Genomic DNA, 17340 nt, shown 5'->3' with positions numbered 1-17340 from the left:
GCGGGGCACGGATACCGCGAACGCGGGCAGGTAATTACCGAGCGGCAGCGGAGCGATCAAAGTGCGCGCGGAGTTCAGGCCTCGAAGCTTCGGCGAGCTTCTCGTAATTCTTGCCATCCAAGAGCACACTGCCGTTCGGCGAAGACAGGGAGAGGAAGGTTCGGTCAGACGCCAGCACTACCCAATTCACAACTGGCCCCTCCGCCGCTTGCGGCACCGAGTTAGCTGAAACGATGGCACCTAGCGGATCAAAGCCAGCCTTGCGCAGCAGAAGGTCGACAGCAACGGGAGCATGATTTTGTTCAGACAGTTGGATAACTGTGTCAATCTCCGACTGTTCCGCGCGTCCAAGCAGTGTCCCGACACTCGGTGCGTTAGCTCCCAACGGGTTCTCACCCGGCCGGATTACTGGAGGATCTTCAGGGGGGATACACTCGTAAACCGCGACATGTGTCTTTGTCGGGGCGCATAACCGGAGCTCTTCGGCATCGGTACGCAGCTGGAAGACCATTTGCTTTTCGCCTTCGACGTCCAGCATCCTCGCCATGCCGAACCCCAGTTTGATCTCCGATGGCGATATYGTTGCGCAGGCGAGGCCGGCGCCGACTTCGCGCTGGCTCAGCATCTGGCGCACCAGCTTGCTGACAGACTCATGAAGAAGCCTGCCTTCGCGCTGGGGGTTGGACCGCACCAGTCGATCGATCGCATCATCGTAGTTGTCATCGTCGACAATTTGCAGATCGGGCCAAGATGYGATCCAGCGCGCGAGCAAATCCTCCATCGGCATGGCGTCATCGGCCTCATAGAATGCATCATCAAGTGTATCCAGGAAATCGTCGCGCCCCCCYTCGAAGCCCGTTTGTTTCGCAGCTTCGTCAGGATGCCTRGCAATCCAGGCTGACATCTTTTCCAAAGTTGCCAGCTGCCCTTTTGYCCCACACGCGCTGAGGCCGGCTCTGGCGTTGGAAATCATGCTGTCGATTTCGCTGCCGGCATTGTGGATGAATTGACTATGACCGCCGTTCTTCACCTCCAAGGAGTACTGGTCCGCGTGAAAGACTTGCAACGCCTTAGGGTTGATCTCCGGATAGCGATAGAGCCCTTTGGAAACCATCGTCACGACAAATTGCATGACGGCGAAGACGAGATGAAATGCCTCTCCGTCGCCTTGTTCGATCTTTGAACGAGGCACGACAATCAGAGGTACGAGGAGGCCTCGCTTATCCTCGGCGGCCTGCGATTTCTTCTTGGAGGCTTCTTTGGATTTTCGCGAGAAGAATTCGAACATCGAAAATTTTCCGTAGTCCAAAGTAAATGAGACGACTATTTCTGCCGACACCATATCAGCGCCGCTGAAGATAAAAGCCCTTGGCTGATCTATTGAATAGGAATGAGCGACGCCCATCAACTGGGCGCCGCTAGGATATCCTTACACCTCCGGCACGCGCTGGTAGTTGGCGATGTCGGCTTTCACGCCGAGACGCGCGATGGTTTCCTGCGCGCTGAAGGCGATGCGCTCGTGCGCGGCCTTGACGATCGGCACCACCTTGTCGACCGCGGCCTGGCTTTCCCACTCGACCATGGTGACGATGTTGAACTCGCCGGGACCGGAGAATTGCTCGAGCAGGAAATCCTGCACGAAGCCTTCCTGCTGGCGCAGCAATTCATGCGTCATCCTGGCCTTGCTCAGGATTTCGTCGCGCGCTTCGATCGGCACGACGAATTTGTCGACCCGGAAGACACTGCCGGTGCGGTGGTTGTTGGTGCTCATTTCGATCTGTCTCCGTTCTTGGACGCGTTGCTTCGCAGGCGCTCGGAGACGGTTTGYAAGCTCAAGATAGGTTGAGGTCAAGGGGAATTTTCGACTGTTGGGAGGCGCGGCGCCGAAGCTGCTGATCTCCCCCCTTGTGGGGGAGATGTCCGGCAGGACAGAGGGGGGCGCGAAGGAACGCGGCCTTTCTGATTTCAGCGAGGTGGAACCGCGAGCCGGCAGATGTTTGTGGATGTGGAAAGCGTTGACAGGGTCGGCGGGACAGCGCCCCCCTCTGCCCTGCCGGGCATCTCCCCCACAAGGGGGGAGATTGGCGCTCAACCGTCTCAGCTCACCTCCGACGTCCGTCTGCGCACGATCACCCCTAGCTCATCGCCCTCACGTGCGATGCGCAGACGCTCTTCCGCTTCGGTCGCTTCGCGCTGGCGGTCCCACATCGAGGCGTAGAGGCCGTGTTTGGCGAGAAGTGCGGCATGCGTGCCGCGCTCGGCGATCTGGCCGTCCTTCAGCACGATGATCTCGTCGGCCGAGATCACCGTCGACAGGCGATGCGCGATCACGATGGTGGTGCGGCCCTTGCTGACGAGATCGAGCGCCGCCTGGATCTCCTGCTCCGTCTGGGTGTCCAGCGCCGAGGTCGCCTCGTCCAGCATCAGGATCGGCGGCGCCTTGAGGATGGTGCGGGCGATCGCCACGCGCTGCTTTTCGCCGCCCGACAGTTTCAAGCCCCGCTCGCCGACCATCGAGCGGTAGCCTTCGGGGAGCTTGTCGATGAAGGGGCCGATCTGGGCGAGTTCGGCCGCCTTGCGCACCTCGTCCTCGCTGGCGCCGACGCGGCCGTAGCGGATGTTGTAGGCGATGGTGTCGTTGAAGAGCACGGTGTCCTGCGGCACCATGCCGAGCACGGCGCGCAGGCTTTCCTGCGTGACGTCGCGGATGTCCTGGCCGTCGATCAGCACCTGGCCGCGCTGCACGTCGTAGAAGCGAAACAGCAGCCTGGAAATGGTCGACTTGCCGGCGCCGGACGGGCCGACGATCGCCACTGTCTTGCCGGCGGGCACCTCGAAGGAGACGCCTTTCAGGATCTTGCGGTTCGGGTCGTAGGAGAAATGAACGTCGCGGAATTCGACCTTGCCGGGGCCGACCTTCAAAGGCTTGGCGTCGGGCTTGTCGACGATCTCTTGGCGAACGTCGAGCAGGTCGAACATGTGCTCGATGTCGGTCAACCCCTGCCTTATTTCGCGATAGATGAAGCCGATGAAGTTGAGCGGCACCGAGAGCTGGATCARCATGGCGTTGATGAAGACGAAGTCGCCGACGCTCTGCGTGCCGGCCTGYACTTCCAACGCCGACATGCACATGACGATGACCGTGCCCAGGCCGAAGATGAGGCCCTGGCCGAAGTTCAGCCAGCCGAGCGATGTCCACGTCTTGGTCGCGGCGATCTCGTAGCGCGCCATCGAGCGGTCGAAACGCTCGGCCTCCATCCGTTCGTTGGTGAAGTATTTGACCGTCTCGAAGTTGAGCAGCGAGTCGATCGCCTTGGTGTTGGCGTCGGTGTCGCTGTCGTTCATGTCGCGGCGGATCGAAATGCGCCAGTCGCTCGCCTTGACCGTGAACCAGACATAGAGCCAGACGGTGACGGCGACGACCGCAACATATTTCCAGCCATAGGTGAAGGCAAAGATGCCGRCCGTCAGCGCGAATTCGAGGATGGTCGGCGCCGTGTTCAGCATGATGAAGCRCACGATCGTCTCGATGCCCTTGGTGCCGCGCTCGATGATGCGCGACAGGCCGCCGGTGCGGCGCTCGAGATGGAAGCGCAGCGACAGCTCGTGCATGTGGACGAAGGTACGGTAGGCGAGCTGGCGCACCGCATACTGGCCGACGCGGGCAAACAGCGCGTCGCGCAGCTGGTTGAAGCCGAGCTGGATCAGACGCAGCACATTGTAGGCGATGACCAGCATAACCGGCGCCAGCAGGAAGGCCGGCAGCGGCGGCGGCGTCTTCGCGGCATGGGCCAGCGCATCGGTCGCCCATTTGAAGAAATACGGGCCGGCGACCAGGGTGACCTTGGCGACGACCAGAAGCAGCGTCGCCCAGGTGACGYGGGCCCGGAGATCGRCACGCTCGGYCGGCCACATATAGGGCCAGAGATTGCGCAGGGTCGTGAGGGTGCCGGCTTCGGCGGATACGGTCTTTTCGGCCACTAGTCTTGCCTTTTGGGTAAACTGCCGGAACAGCAGGAATCAACGAGTTGGGTGAGTGAAGCGGAAACGCCGGCGAGCGCGGCGTGGTCCACGGCATATMGCGAGCGCTGCCGGTCGGCCTCGAAGCGGACGAGCCCGGCCTCGACCAGCACCTTCAGGTGCTGCGAAACGGTCGACTGGGCAAGGTCGAGATGGTCGACCACCTCACGGCACGAGCAGCAGGCGCTGGCCGAGAGGCGTTTCAGGATCTCGATGCGCGCCGGGTGCGAGAGCGCGGCCAGGCGGAGCGCCATGGCGCTGCTTTCGGGGGATTCGGTCATCGTTCATCGCCGATAGACGATGGAGGATGAGAGGGCAAGCTAGGCGGATGGGTAGATTGAGATGCGGCGCGCGCCATTCACGTTCGTCATCCTAGGGCGGAGCGCCGCGCAGCGGCGTGCAGACCCTAGGATGACGGGGTTATCCTACTCCGTCTTCGTCGGCGCGGCTGTCATCTGCTCGCCCATGGCCTTCATGTCGGCGTCCTCGCCTTCCTTCGACTTGGACGGCACCTTGAACACCTGGCCCGGCCAGATGCGGTCGGGATCGCGGATTTGATCCTTGTTGGCGAGATAGATGGTCGAATAACGCACGCCATGGCCGTAGACGCGGCGCGAGATGCGCCAGAGCGTGTCGTTGCGGCGGATGATGACGGCGCCGTCGGCATGTTCGAGCTTCGGCGCCACGGTCTCGGGCACGTCGGCCGAAGGCGTCGCCTCGGCGACCTTGGCCGGAGCCTCGGCGGGCTTAGCCGCTTCGGCCGTTGCGGCAGGCGCGGTGGTTTCGGCTTCCACGGCCTGGGATCCGGCGCCTTGGACCTGTGCCAGCTTGGTCTCGGCCGGCTTGGCCTCGCCGGTCTTTGTCTCATTCGGTGCGACGGCGGCGATCGACTCGCCGGGCTCGCGCTCGAACGGCACGGCGGCGCGGGCGACGACCTTGACGCCGTCATCGTCGAGACCATCGACATGGATGGTGTAGTTGCCGACCGGAATGTCGCGGGTCGCCTCGATCAGGAAATGGCCGTCGGCGGAGGTCTGCGCATCGCCGAGCAGGATGGCGTCGGCATAGGCGCGCACCTTGCGGCCGGGATCGGCCGTGCCGGCGACGAAGATCTTGCTGCCGTCGATCTCGACCGCTTCGACGGCGATCTTGGGCTCCGCCGCAGCGGCCGCARCCGGCGCGGTTGCCTGGTCCGTGGCGGCCGGCGCGGTCGCGGCCGACGCCGTGTCGGATGCAGCCGGCGCGGTCGTTGCGGGGGCGGTCGTTGCGGGGGCCTGGGCTGCCGGTGCCGCCTGGTCGCTCGCGGCCGGCGGCGCCGGCTTGGTCTCGGCCTGCGGCACGGTGATCAACTGCGAGGCCTTGCCCGGCTCCTCGACCATCGCCAGAACCTGCCCGGTCGGGCTCTGCGGCACCGAGACGACGGCGGTCTGGGCCGAGGCGACGGTCGTGCCGCCAACCGTCTGGCGGAGCGTGATCGTATAGTCGCCCGGCTTCAGCGGGTCGTCGAGCACGATGGCGAAGGCGCCGTCGGGGCCGGAATCGGTCGAGCCGAGCACGGTGCCGCCATTCAGGATCTCGACCTTGGCGTTGGGCGCGGCGCTGCCGGCGACGACGATCGAGCCATTGCCTTCGACGCGCACGACGTCGAAGGTCGGCACTATCGGACCCGCCGCGGCGGCAGGCGCCTGGGCAGGCGTCGTTGCGGCCGGAGCCGTCGCGTTGTCGGCCGGCGCCATGGCGTTGTTCGCCGGCGCCATCTTGTTGGCGGGCGCCATCGTGTTGGCTGGAGCCATTGTGTTTGCAGGAGCCATTGTGTTTGCAGGAGCCTGGGGCACGCGCGCCTCCGTGCTCGTGCTCGAGGATTCAGCCGGTTTCGCATCGGTCTGCGGCAGCGCCGCGACCTGCGCCGGCTTCTGGTTGCTGATGTAAGGATCGAGCGCGCCCGATCCATAGGCGACCGCCGCGATGGCGACAACGCCGCCCGTCGCGAACAAAAACGCCTTAGAAGGATTGATAGCCATAATTCTTTATTGCCCCCTTAGCCACCTAACGCCCGGTCTAGCGTGTTTTCTCCATGCTCACAAGAAAAAGCCCGTCCGCGGGCTTGACCGCGCCAACCGTCCCCATCACCAATCATCGCCATGAACACGATTCGATCCGTTTGCGTCTATTGCGGCTCGTCTCCGGGCCGCGACGAGGCCTATATCAAGGCCGGCCACACGCTCGGCCGCTCGCTTGCCAAATCCGGGTTGCGCCTGATCTATGGCGGCGGCACCAAGGGCATCATGGGCGCCGTCGCCGATGGCGCGCTCAAGGCCGGTGGCAAGGTCACCGGCATCATCCCGCGCTTCCTGATCAACAAGGAAGCGACCGAGACCGCACTCGACAAGCTCGATGAGCTTTTGATCACCGACAACATGCACGAGCGCAAGCACAGCATGTTCGAAAAATCCGACGCCTTTGTGGCGCTGCCCGGCGGCATCGGCACGGTGGAGGAAATCGTCGAGATCATGACCTGGGCGCAGCTCGGCCATCACCGCAAGCCGATCGTCTTCGCCAACGTCAAGGGTTTCTGGGACCCGATGCTGGCGCTGATCGAGCACATGTCGGAGGAAGGCTTCATCCACACCGCGCACCGGGTCAAGCCGCTGGTGGTCGACGACCCCGAAGCGATCGTCGCCGCTATCATGGTGGCAGGCTCGTCGGTCGACGCACCGACGGAAGGGGTGCAGTCGGTGATCGATAAGATGTAGGCAGTAGGGATTAGGCAGTAGGCAATAGGAAGACAGCCCTACTGCCTACTGCCTTCCTCAAATCCCCAACCACCGCCCTTCGATCCTGCCTTCGCCATGCCAGATGGATCGAAACGCTGCGCTTGAACCACGGCAGGTCGCGGAAGATCACGCCCGGGGGTGCGGCGCTTCGCAGGCTCTCCTGGACCGTGGCGAGGCCGAGGCCGGCGCTGACAAGGCCGAGCGAGGTCAACGGGTCGTTCGTCTCGTAAGCGATATCGGGCATGAAGCCGGATTCGGCGCAGGCCGCCAGGAACTGTGCGCGGTTGGTGTCGGCGGGCTGGCGCACGACGATGATCCAGACGCGGCCGTCGAGGTGGCCGGGTTGGATGTCGGCGACACCGACCAGCGGATCGCCCTCCGGCATTGCCAGCACCAGCGGCTCGCGCCGCACCAGCATGCTTTCAACATCGGGGTCGCTCTCCGGCGCAGGGGAATAGACGAAACCGAGGTCGAGGACGCGCTGCCTCAGATCCTCGAACTGCGCCGCCGTTCGCCGGCTCCTGAGTTGCAGATGAAAATCCGGCCGCGCACGGCGGAAATCCTTCAGCATCGCGGCAACAAGCCCCGAATGCACCGCGCCCTCGACATAGCCGATGGCGAGGCTGCCTGTCGCGCCACTGGCAAGGTTGTGGCCGAGCTCTTCCAGGCGCGCAGCGTTGGCAAGCAATGCGCGGGCTTCGGCGAGGAAGGCCCTGCCCTCGGCGTTGAGATGGACGCGCTGCTTGRCCCGCTCGAACAGGGCGACGCCCAGTTGCTCCTCGAGCTGCATGATCTGCCGGCTCAAGGGCGATTGCGAAATGTGCAATTGCTCGGCGGCGCGGCCGACATTGCCGGCCTCGGCGACGGCGACGAAATATCTTATCTGGCGCAGATCGAGCATTTTTCCGCTCCCAGCCTCAAGTCCTCAAAGGTCTGAACTTTATCCTAATCAGTCTTGGACAGTCCGACCAGCCGGCGCGATATCTCCCGCAACAACCAGCCACGAAGGAGATCGCCATGCAGTTCTTTGCCCTGCTCACCCGCAACACCGAAAAGTTCAGCGACGCCGATTTCGCGCCGCTGCTGCCGCCCGAGTCCGAACAGCGCAAGACGCTCTACGTGCAAGGCGCGGTACGCCAGATCTGGAACCGCGGCGACATTCCCGGCACCGGCATCATGTTCGAGGCGGCCGACGAGAAGGACGTGCGCGGCCATCTTGCCACGCTGCCGCTGATCGAAGCCGGCATGATGGAYATCACAGCGATCGTGCCGCTCAACCCTTATCCGGGGTTCGGGCCGAAGCGCTAAGTGCGACTTCAAGTGAGGCTGTTGTCCCGCACGGCAGCCTCATCGCCTCGGAGCCGTAATCACGGCCACTCGCTCCCTTTGCCGAAGAAGAAGCCGTCGCTATTGTCGGCGGCGATCCGAAACAAGGGGCGGAACATCCATGAAACTTGGCTTTGTCGGCACGGGCACATTGAGCTCGGCCATCGTCACCGGGCTGAAATCGCTGCCGGGCGAGACGACGCCGGTGGTGGTCTCGCCGCGCAACGAGGAGATCGCCGCGGAGCTTGCCAGGCGCTACCCGGATGTGTGCATCGCCGCCGACAACCAGGCCGTGCTTGACCAGTGCGACACCGTCATGCTGGCGGTGCGGCCGCAGATCGCGCACGAAGTTCTCAAGGAACTGCGGTTCCGGCCGGACCATCATGTTGTCAGCCTCATCGCCACGATATCGCTTGAGGGGATCGCCGGCCTCGTGGCGCCGGCGGCGCGTGTCGGCAAGGCGCTGCCGATGCCGATGATCGCCCGCTTGCAGGGCGCGACGATCATCTGTCCGCCGGACCCGATCATGGCGACGTTCTTCGGCAGGCTGGGCGGAGCGATTGAGGTCGGGGACCAGGCCGAATTCGACGCGCTCAGCGTCGTCACCGCGAACTACGCCAGCTATTTCAAATATCTCGGTACGATCGACACCTTTGTGCGCAGCCAGGGTGTGGCTGGAGACAAGAGCCGCGCTTATATCACCAGCATCTACAAGGCGCTGGCCAACGCGTCCGACACCGTGCCGGACGAAGATTTCATGCATCTGTCGCAGGAGTACACGACGCGCGGCRGCATCAACGAACAGGTGCTGCGCGAGCTGACCGAGCACGGTGCGTTCGAAACTTTTGYGGAAGTCCTCGGCCGCGTGCACCAGCGTATTGCCGGCGGGTGATCGGGATTACTCCGCCGGCGCGAGCCGAGGCGATGGTCGACGCGCGCTGAGCCTGTCAAGATAGAGATAGACGACCGGCGTGGTGTAGAGCGTCAGGAGCTGCGAGACGATGAGGCCGCCGACGATCGCCGCGCCGAGCGGCTGGCGCAGTTCCGCGCCCTTGCCGGTTTCGATCGCCAGCGGCAACGCGCCGAGCAATGCGGCGAAGGTCGTCATCATGATCGGCCGGAAGCGCTGGACGCTCGCCTTGTGGATGGCCGCGCGGGCCGACAGTCCTTCCTGGCGTTCGGCCTGCAACGCCATGTCGATCATCATGATGGCGTTCTTCTTGACGATGCCGATCAGCAGGATGATGCCGATCAGCGAGATCACGTCGAACTCCATGCCGGTGACGATGAGCGCGAGCAGCGCGCCGATGCCCGCCGACGGCAGCGTCGACAGAATGGTGATCGGGTGGACATAGCTTTCATAGAGCACGCCGAGCACGACATAGATCGTCGCGAGCGCGGCGGCGATCAGAAGCAATTCGCTGAGCAGGTTGGCGCGGTAGGCGAGCGCGGTGCCGGCCAGAGAGCCATGGATCGTGACCGGCATTTTCAGCTCGGCCATGGCGCGGTCGATCGCGGCCGAAGCGTCGCCGAGCGTCGCGCCCTCGGCAAGGTTGAACGAGATCGTCGTGGCGACGAAATGGCCCTGGTGGTTGACCGAGAGCGGCATGGTCGCCGGCCCATAGGTGCTGAAGGCGGCCAGAGGCACCATCTTCTCGGCCGAGGTGCTGACCGCCGCGCCGCTCGAGGCGCTGCCATGGCCGGTGACGGCAATGGCGTTGGTGGCCTGGTTCCGCAGCGAACCCGTCAGGCTGCCGGCCAAGGCGTTGGTTGCCTGCGTGCCGCTGGCCGTGGCGCCGGACGTGCTGACATAGATGCCGTTCAACGCGCTTGGGTCCTGCAGGTAGCGCGGCGCGACCTCCATGACGACATGGTACTGGTTGCGGGCGTTGAAGATGGTCGACACCTGGCGCTGGCCGAAAGCATCGTAGAGCGTGGCGTCGATGCTGGCGGGCGTCAGGCCGAGGCGTGCCGCACTCTCGCGGTCGACCGTGATGTTGGTCTCGAGGCCAGCCTCGTCRCGGTCGGAGTTGACGTCGGTGAGCTCAGGCGCCCGCTTTAGGAGATCGACCAGCTTCGGCGTCCATTCGTCGAGATCGGCGGTCGTGTCGGCCTGCAGCGTGTATTGATAGGTCGCAAGGCTCTGGCGGCCGCCGACCCTGATCTCCTGGCGCGGATTGAGGAAGAGCTGCGCGCCCGGCAGTTGCCCGAGCTGCGCGCGCAGTCGCGTCAGCACCACCTGCAGCGGCGCCCGATCGCCCTTCGGTTTCAAGGCGACCTGGACGAAGCCGGAATTGGTCTGCCGTCCGCCGATAAAGCCGACGACGTTCGCGACCGCCGGGTCGCTCTTCAGGATCGCCTCAAGCTGCTCGAATTTCTGCCGCATCAGTTGGAAAGAGATGGCCTGGTCGGCGCGCAGGCCGCCCATCAGCTCGCCGGTGTCCTGCTGCGGGAAGAAGCCCTTCGGCACCACCGTGTAGAGATAGACGTTGAAGACGATGGCCGCGAAAAGCACCACGAGCATGATTTCCGAATTGTCGAGCGACCAGCCAAGCGAACGTCCGTAGAAGGCGCGGATGCGCTCGAAGACGCTCTCGCCGAAGCGGGCGAGGAACGAGCGCCTCGTCGACGGGATTGCGCCCGGGCGCAGGAAATGCGCGCACATCATCGGCGTCACGGTCAGCGACAGGATTAGCGAAATCGCGATCGACAGCGACAAGGTCAGGGCGAATTCCTGGAACAGGCGGCCGAGTATGCCGCCCATCAACAGGATCGGCAGGAAGACGGCGACCAGGGAGGCGCTCATCGACAACACCGTGAAGCCGACTTCCCTGGCGCCGACGAGTGCTGCCCTGCCGCGCGGCATGCCGTCCTCGATGTGGCGCGTGATGTTTTCCAAGACCACGATGGCGTCGTCCACGACGAAGCCGGTGGCGATGGTGAGYGCCATCAGCGACAGATTGTCGAGGGTGAAGCCGAGCAGGTACATCGCGCCGAACGTGCCGAGGATTGAGACGACCAGCGCCACGCTCGGGATCAATGCCGCGCGCCAGTCGCGCAGGAAGCAGAACACGACAAGGATGACGAGCAGCACCGCCAGCACCAAAGTCAGCTCGGTGTCGTGCAGCGAGCCGCGTATCGTGGTCGAGCCGTCGGTCGCGACGCTGAGTCGCGCATCGGCCGGCACGGAGGCCTGCAGCGTCGGGATCAGCGCGCGGACGCGGTCGACGGTCTCGATGATGTTGGCGTTGGGCTCGCGGTAGAGCACCAGGAGCACCGCCGGCTCGCCATTGGCGAGGCCGAGATTGCGCACGTCCTCGACGGAATCCTCGACGTCGGCGATGTCGCGCAGCTTGACCGCCGCATTGTTGCGCCAGGCGATGACCAGATCGCGAAAATCGGCGGCGTGGCTCGCCTGGTCGTTGGTGTAGAGCTGGTAGCGCAGCGCGCCGTCTTCCTCGAAACCTTTCGGGCTGCGCGCATTGGCCGAGGCAAGGGCTGCGCGCACATCCTCCAGGCCGATGCCGTAATGGAACARCGCGCCGGGATTGAGCTCGACGCGCACGGCCGGCAGCGAGGAGCCGCCGAGGTCGACATTGCCGATGCCCTCGACCTGCGACAGGCGCTGCTGCAGCACCGTCGCGGCGGCGTCGTAGAGCTGACCGGGGGTCAGCGTGCGCGAGGTCAGCGCCAGGATCATCACGGGCGAGTCGGCGGGATTGTATTTGCGATAGGTCGGGTTGCTGCGCAGGTCCGACGGCAGGTCGGCGCGCGCGGCGTTGATCGCTGCCTGCAYGTCACGCGCCGCCCCGTTGATGTCGCGGTCGAGATCGAATTGCAGCACGACATTGGTCGAGCCGGTGCCCGAGCGCGAGGTCATCTCGGAGACGCCGGCAATCTGGCCGAGATGGCGCTCCAGCGGTGCCGCGACATCGGTCGCCATCGTGTCCGGACTGGCGCCCGCCATCGAGGCCTGCACCGAGATGGTGGGGAAATCGACCTTGGGCAGAGGCGCCACGGGCAGATTGAAATAGGCGATAAGCCCGGCGGCGGCGAGGCCGATCGCGAGCAGCGTCGTGGCGACCGGCCGCGCGATGAACGGCGCCGAGAGGTTCACGGCGCTGACCCGCCGGCGGAGGCCTCGGCGACACCGGAGCCGCGCCGCGTCAGTCGGTCGAAGGCGAGATAGATGACCGGCGTGGTGAACAAAGTCAGCACCTGGCTGACGATCAGCCCGCCGACGATGGTGATGCCGAGCGGCTGGTGCAGCTCCGAGCCGGCCAAGCCGCCGACCAGAAGCGGCAGCGCGCCGAAGAGTGCCGCAAAAGTCGTCATCAGGATCGGGCGGAGCCTCAGCAGGCACGCCTCGTAGATCGCCTCGCGCGGGTCGAGTCCCTGCAGCCGCTCGGCCTGCAGCGCGAAGTCGATCATCATGATGGCGTTCTTCTTGACGATGCCGACGAGCAGGACGATGCCGATTATGCCGATGACATCGAGGTCATGGCCGGCGAGCATCAGCGCGACCAGCGCGCCGACGGTGGCCGAGGGCAGCGTCGACAGGATGGTCAGCGGGTGGATGAAGCTCTCGTAGAGCACGCCGAGCACGACATAGACGGTGGCGACGGCCGCCAGCACCAGAAGCAGCTCGTTGGACAGCGAGCTCTGCAGCGCCAGCGCCGCGCCCTGGAAGCCGGTCGTCAGGCCGGCGGGCGGCTGCATGTCCTTCTCGGCGGCGGTGATGGCCGCCGTGGCGTCGCCGAGCGAGACGCCGGGGGCGAGGTTGAAGGAAATGGTCGCGGCCGGGAATTGCGCCAAATGGTTCACCAGGAGCGGCGCCTGCCGAACATGGATACTGGCGATCGCCGACAGCGGCACCTGGCCCGAGCCCGAGGACGGCAGATAGATCGAGCCGAGCGAGGCCGGCGTCTGGCCGACCGACGGATCGGCCTCGAGGATGACGCGGTACTCGTTCGACTGGGTGAAGATGGTCGAGATGATGCGCTGGCCGAAGGCGTCGTAGAGCGCATTGTCGACGGTCGCCGGCGTGATGCCGAAACGCGCGGCGGTGGCGCGGTCGATGGTGACGTCGACGGCGAGCCCGCTCTGCTGGCTGTCGCTCGCGACATCGGCGAGCTCCGGCAGCGCCGAGAGCCGGTCGGTCAGCTTGGTCGTCCATGCCGCCAGCTCGACCGGATCGGAATCCTGCAGCACATACTGGTATTGCGAAGCGCTTGTCGTGGAATCGACCGTGAGATCCTGCACCGGCTGCATGTGCAGCGAGATCCCGGTGACTTGGGCGGTCTCCCGCGTCAGCCGCCTGATGATGGCGCTGGCGTCGGCCTGGCGCTCGTCGCGCGGCTTCAGATTGATCAGCATGTGGCCGCTGTTGGCGGTCATGTTCTGGCCGTCGACGCCGATGAAGGACGACAGGCTGGCGACATCGGGGTCCTTGAGGATCGCATCGGCCAGCGCCTGCTGGTGCGCCGCCATATCGGCATAGGACGCCGAGCCCGCCGCTTCGGTGATGGCCGAGATGGCGCCGGTATCCTGCACCGGGAAGAAGCCCTTCGGGATGACGTCGTAGAGATAGATTGTAAGCGCAAGCGTCGCGACCGCCACCAGCAATGTCAGCGCCTGGCGGTCGAGCACCCAGCGCAGCGCGGCGGCATAGAAGTTGGCGATCGCGTCGAAGGCGCCCTCGCTCCAGCGCGCCAGCGCCCCTGGCCTGCGCTCGGCCGGCGGCTTCAAAAGCCTGGCGCAGAGCATCGGCACCAGCGTCAGCGAGACGATGGCGGAGATGACGATGGCGATCGCCAAGGTAATGGCGAATTCGTGGAACAGGCGGCCGACGACGTCGCCCATGAACAGAAGCGGGATCAGCACCGCGATCAGCGAGACGGTGAGCGAGATGATGGTGAAGCCGATCTGGGCCGAGCCTTCGAGCGCGGCGGTCACCGGATCGTCGCCATGCTCGATGAAGCGCGAGATGTTCTCGATCATGACGATGGCGTCGTCGATGACGAATCCCGACGCAATCGTCAGCGCCATCAGCGACAGATTGTCGAGGCTGAAGCCCCACAGATACATGACCGCGAACGTGCCGACCAGGGACAGCGGCACAGACAGGCTGGGGATGATCGTCGCCGGAATATTGCGCAGGAACAGGAAGGTGACGAGCACGACGAGCAACGCCGCCATCGCCAACTCGAACTCGACGTCGTCGACCGAGGCGCGGATGGTGGTGGTGCGGTCGGTCAGCGGCTCCACGCTGAGCGCCGCCGGCAGGCCGGCGCGCAACTGCGGCAGCAGCGCCTTCACGCCGTCGACGACGCGGATGACGTTGGCGCCGGGCTGGCGCTGGATGTTGAGGATGATCGCCGGCGTGCGGTTTTCCCAGGCGCCCAGCCTGGAGTTCTCAGGCCCTTCGATGATGTCGGCCACCTCGCCCAGCCGCACCGGCGCGCCGTTGCGATAGGCGATGACCATGTCGGCATAGGTTTTCGGGTCGGCGACCTGATCGTTGGCGTTGATGGTGTAGGAGCGCGCCGGCCCGTCGAAGCTGCCCTTCGGCGTGTTGACGTTGAGCGTGCCGATCGTGGTGCGCAGATCGTCGATGTTGAGGCCCATGGCGGCCAGCGCCTTGAGCTTCACCTGCACGCGCACGGCCGGCCGCTCGCCGCCACTGATCGAGACCAGGCCGACGCCGGGAAGCTGCGATATCTTCTGCGCCAGCCGTGTCTCGGCATAGTTCTCGACCTGCGTCAGCGGCAGCGTCTTGGAGGTGATCGCCAAGGTCAGGATCGGCGCGTCGGCCGGGTTGACCTTGGCGTAGATCGGCGGCGCCGGCAGGTCGGCGGGCAGAAGATTGCCCGACGCGTTGATCGCCGCCTGCACTTCCTGCTCGGCGATGTCGAGGCTGAGGTCGAGGCTGAGGTCGAGGCTGAAGCGCAGCGTGATGACCGAGGCGCCGGCGGAGGAGCCCGACGACATCTGCTCCAGCCCCGGCATCTGACCGAACTGGCGCTCGAGGGGCGCGGTCACCGACGTGGTCATCACCTCCGGGCTGGCGCCGGGATAGAAGGTCTGCACCTGGATCGTCGGGTAGTCGACCTCAGGCAGAGCCGAGAGCGGCAGGAACAGGTAGGCGATCATGCCGACGATCAGGATTGTGGCCATGATCAGCGTGGTCGCCACCGGCCGCAGGATGAACGGCCGCGACGGGTTCAGCCAGCCGGCAACGAGACCGCTCGGCGCGTTCATTGGCTGGCGCCRCTGTCGCCGCCATTGTCGGGGGCACCGGCATTGCCGGCACCGCCATTGCGGCGGCCGCTGCCGTCGCGATGATGGCGATGACCTTGCTTGCCGCTGGACGCGTCGCCTGCAGCACCTGCGCCCGCGCCTGCCGGACCGGTGCCCTGGCCGTTCGACATTGCCGGCGCGCCGGCTGGATTGACCACAGGAGTGTTGTTGCCGGCGCTAGCGGCCGGAGCTCCGCCGGCCGCGCCGCCCTCACCTGTCGCTTGCGGCTGCGGCGCGGCGCCACTTCCGCCGGGGGCCGGCGCGGCGCCATTATCAGGCACCGTGACCTTGGCGCCGTCCTTGAGCCGGTCGACGCCGTCGACCACGACCTTGGCGCCTTGCGGCAGACCCGCCAGGAGCTGCGTGACGGTGGCGTTGCCCGGGCCGAGCGAAACGGTCTTCACCGAGACGGTGCTGTCGTCGTTGAGCTGGTAGACGAAGGTGCCCGGCGCGCCGTGCTGGATGGCGGCGTTGGGCAGCACGCTGACGCCGGTCAGGGTGCGCACCAGAAGATGCACGTTGACGAACTGGTTGGGATAAAGCACGCCGTCGGCATTGGGGAAGACGGCGCGCAGCTTAAYCGTGCCGGTGGTCGGATCGATCTGGTTGTCGATCGTCTGCAGCGTGCCTTCGGCGATCTGTTTGGTGTCGTTGCGGTCGAACAAAGTGGCCTTGAGCCCGRCATTGCCATGGGTCTGTTCCAGCACTTGCGCCAGGCTGTCCTCGGGCAGCGAGAACAGCACCGAGATCGGCTGCATCTCAGCAATCACCGCAATGCCGGTACTGTCGCCCGGCGTGACGTAGTTACCCTGGTCGATGAGGCGCAGGCCGATGCGGCCGTCGGCTGGYGCCGTGATGTGGCTGTTGGCGATGTTGACCTGCACGGCCTCGATCTGCGCCTGATCGGACACCACGGTCCCCTCGTCGGACTGGACGGTGGCGCGCTGCAGGTCGACCGCCTGCTGCGTGATGGCGTTGGAGGTGAGCTTCAGGTCGCGGTCGAGGTCGAGCTTGGCATCGRCAAGCAGCGCCTGGTCGTGCTCCAGCTGGCCCTGCCACTGATGCAGCGAGGCCGTCAGCGTGCGGTCGTCGATCTGGGCGAGGAAGTCGCCCTTCTTCACATTCTGGCCCTCGGTGAAGCCGATCTGGGTGATCTGGCCGCTGACCTGCGCGCGCACCGTGACTGTCGATAGCGGGGTGACGGTGCCGAGCGCTTCGAGCACGATCGGGATATCGGCCTGCGTCACCGGAGCGACGGCAACCGGCTGCGCGAGATCGCCGCCGCCACGGAAACGGCCGCCGCCCCGATGGCCGCTCTGCTGCTGAACCTGAAGGGGATGCAGCCAAAGCGCGGCGCCAGCCGCAGCCAGGACGAGGAGCAGCGCAACGATCCAGCCGCGCCGCCTGYGACGCATGGCGGCCGGCTTGACGTCTATCACGGCCTCCTTTGGTGGCCGGAGCCGGTTGGCGACTTCGTCGTCCACTTCGTTACCTATCCGTCGAACTGCACCCAGGAGGCACCTGCGCCTTTGCCGGCCCCGCGCCCAACGTGGGCGTCAAAGCGGCCGCTTGAGCCGGGATTTGGYCGGAGCATAGGCAGGTGGATTTTCCGGCGCAATTCCGGCTCCCATTAAATTCCTGTAATAATTTGAATGGGTTAGGCTTAGGAAATTGCGTTGGATCGCGAGGTGGGCGGAGCGCGGTCTCGCCGGCAAATTCGTGCGGCAAAGAAGCGTAGACCGCCGGCCTTAGACGAATGGCGACAAGGCTTTAGGAGGACAACTCGGCCACATGCAAGAACCGCCAAGGGTGCACATTGCGCCGATCGAGGCGCGGCGCGCCGGCCTGTATGACCGGGGCCGGCGAGGCCTCACCCTGCTCGCAAAGATGTGAACGCGGCCGCGCCAAGACTTGGTCGAAC

At 65.2% G+C, this 17340-nt stretch carries 12 protein-coding genes; 3 read left to right on the top strand and 9 right to left on the bottom strand.

The features are described 5' to 3' along the window. Positions 1 to 34 precede the first annotated feature (34 nt). The 5 genes from LCM4576_RS28350 to LCM4576_RS28330 all read right to left on the bottom strand — a co-directional run bounded on the left by LCM4576_RS28350 (position 35) and on the right by LCM4576_RS28330 (position 6041). Entirely contained in the window at positions 35 to 1405 is a 1371-nt protein-coding gene (locus tag LCM4576_RS28350; protein WP_071035722.1) for a DUF4375 domain-containing protein, read from the bottom strand. Positions 1406 to 1429: 24 nt separating this feature from the next. Next, on the bottom strand, positions 1430 to 1771 hold the full coding sequence (locus tag LCM4576_RS28345; RefSeq protein ID WP_071035721.1) for an antibiotic biosynthesis monooxygenase: 342 nt from the start codon (positions 1769 to 1771) through the stop codon (positions 1430 to 1432). Positions 1772 to 2097: 326 nt separating this feature from the next. Continuing rightward, a complete protein-coding gene (locus LCM4576_RS28340; RefSeq protein WP_071035720.1) occupies positions 2098 to 3981 on the bottom strand; it encodes an ABC transporter ATP-binding protein/permease in 1884 nt (627 codons plus the stop codon). Continuing rightward, positions 3981 to 4301, bottom strand: a complete 321-nt coding sequence (locus LCM4576_RS28335) for a helix-turn-helix transcriptional regulator (protein ID WP_071035719.1) — start codon at positions 4299 to 4301, stop codon at positions 3981 to 3983. The genes LCM4576_RS28340 and LCM4576_RS28335 overlap by 1 nt, the downstream gene beginning before the upstream one ends. Positions 4302 to 4445: 144 nt before the next feature. Further along, the gene (locus LCM4576_RS28330) at positions 4446 to 6041 is read right to left on the bottom strand and encodes a LysM peptidoglycan-binding domain-containing protein (RefSeq protein ID WP_071035718.1); all 1596 of its coding nucleotides are present in this window, start codon (positions 6039 to 6041) and stop codon (positions 4446 to 4448) included. A gap of 120 nt (positions 6042 to 6161) precedes the next feature. On the opposite strand from LCM4576_RS28330, the gene LCM4576_RS28325 reads away from it, so the two are divergent. Further along, positions 6162 to 6773, top strand: coding sequence for a TIGR00730 family Rossman fold protein (locus LCM4576_RS28325; RefSeq protein WP_041009449.1), 612 nt, complete (start codon positions 6162 to 6164; stop codon positions 6771 to 6773). A gap of 10 nt (positions 6774 to 6783) precedes the next feature. On the opposite strand, the gene LCM4576_RS28320 is transcribed toward LCM4576_RS28325, so the two are convergent. Further along, complete coding sequence (locus LCM4576_RS28320; protein WP_071035717.1) at positions 6784 to 7695, bottom strand: LysR substrate-binding domain-containing protein; 912 nt, start codon at positions 7693 to 7695, stop codon at positions 6784 to 6786. Between the two features lie 116 nt (positions 7696 to 7811). Here LCM4576_RS28320 and LCM4576_RS28315 point away from each other — a divergent pair, with 116 nt between their 5' ends. Further along, positions 7812 to 8102: a muconolactone Delta-isomerase family protein gene (locus tag LCM4576_RS28315; protein WP_071035716.1), complete on the top strand. Its 291-nt coding sequence runs from the start codon at positions 7812 to 7814 to the stop codon at positions 8100 to 8102. Positions 8103 to 8241: 139 nt separating this feature from the next. Continuing rightward, positions 8242 to 9012, top strand: coding sequence for a pyrroline-5-carboxylate reductase (locus LCM4576_RS28310; protein ID WP_071035715.1), 771 nt, complete (start codon positions 8242 to 8244; stop codon positions 9010 to 9012). Positions 9013 to 9018: 6 nt separating this feature from the next. On the opposite strand, the gene LCM4576_RS28305 is transcribed toward LCM4576_RS28310, so the two are convergent. Genes LCM4576_RS28305 through LCM4576_RS28295 form a run of 3 tightly spaced genes read right to left on the bottom strand, consistent with a single transcriptional unit; the run spans position 9019 to position 16903 of the window. Next, entirely contained in the window at positions 9019 to 12237 is a 3219-nt protein-coding gene (locus LCM4576_RS28305) for an efflux RND transporter permease subunit (protein ID WP_071035714.1), read from the bottom strand. Continuing rightward, a complete protein-coding gene (locus tag LCM4576_RS28300) occupies positions 12234 to 15347 on the bottom strand; it encodes a multidrug efflux RND transporter permease subunit (RefSeq protein ID WP_071035919.1) in 3114 nt (1037 codons plus the stop codon). Before LCM4576_RS28300 ends, LCM4576_RS28305 begins: the two co-directional genes overlap by 4 nt. A 29-nt stretch (positions 15348 to 15376) precedes the next feature. Then, the gene (locus LCM4576_RS28295) at positions 15377 to 16903 is read right to left on the bottom strand and encodes an efflux RND transporter periplasmic adaptor subunit (RefSeq protein ID WP_071035713.1); all 1527 of its coding nucleotides are present in this window, start codon (positions 16901 to 16903) and stop codon (positions 15377 to 15379) included. Positions 16904 to 17340: the final 437 nt, after the last annotated feature.

Source organism: Mesorhizobium sp. LCM 4576, from assembly GCF_001854815.1.
GTDB classification, from domain to species: Bacteria; Pseudomonadota; Alphaproteobacteria; order Rhizobiales; family Rhizobiaceae; genus Mesorhizobium; species Mesorhizobium plurifarium.
This window is presented reverse-complemented; position numbering and strand designations above follow the sequence as displayed.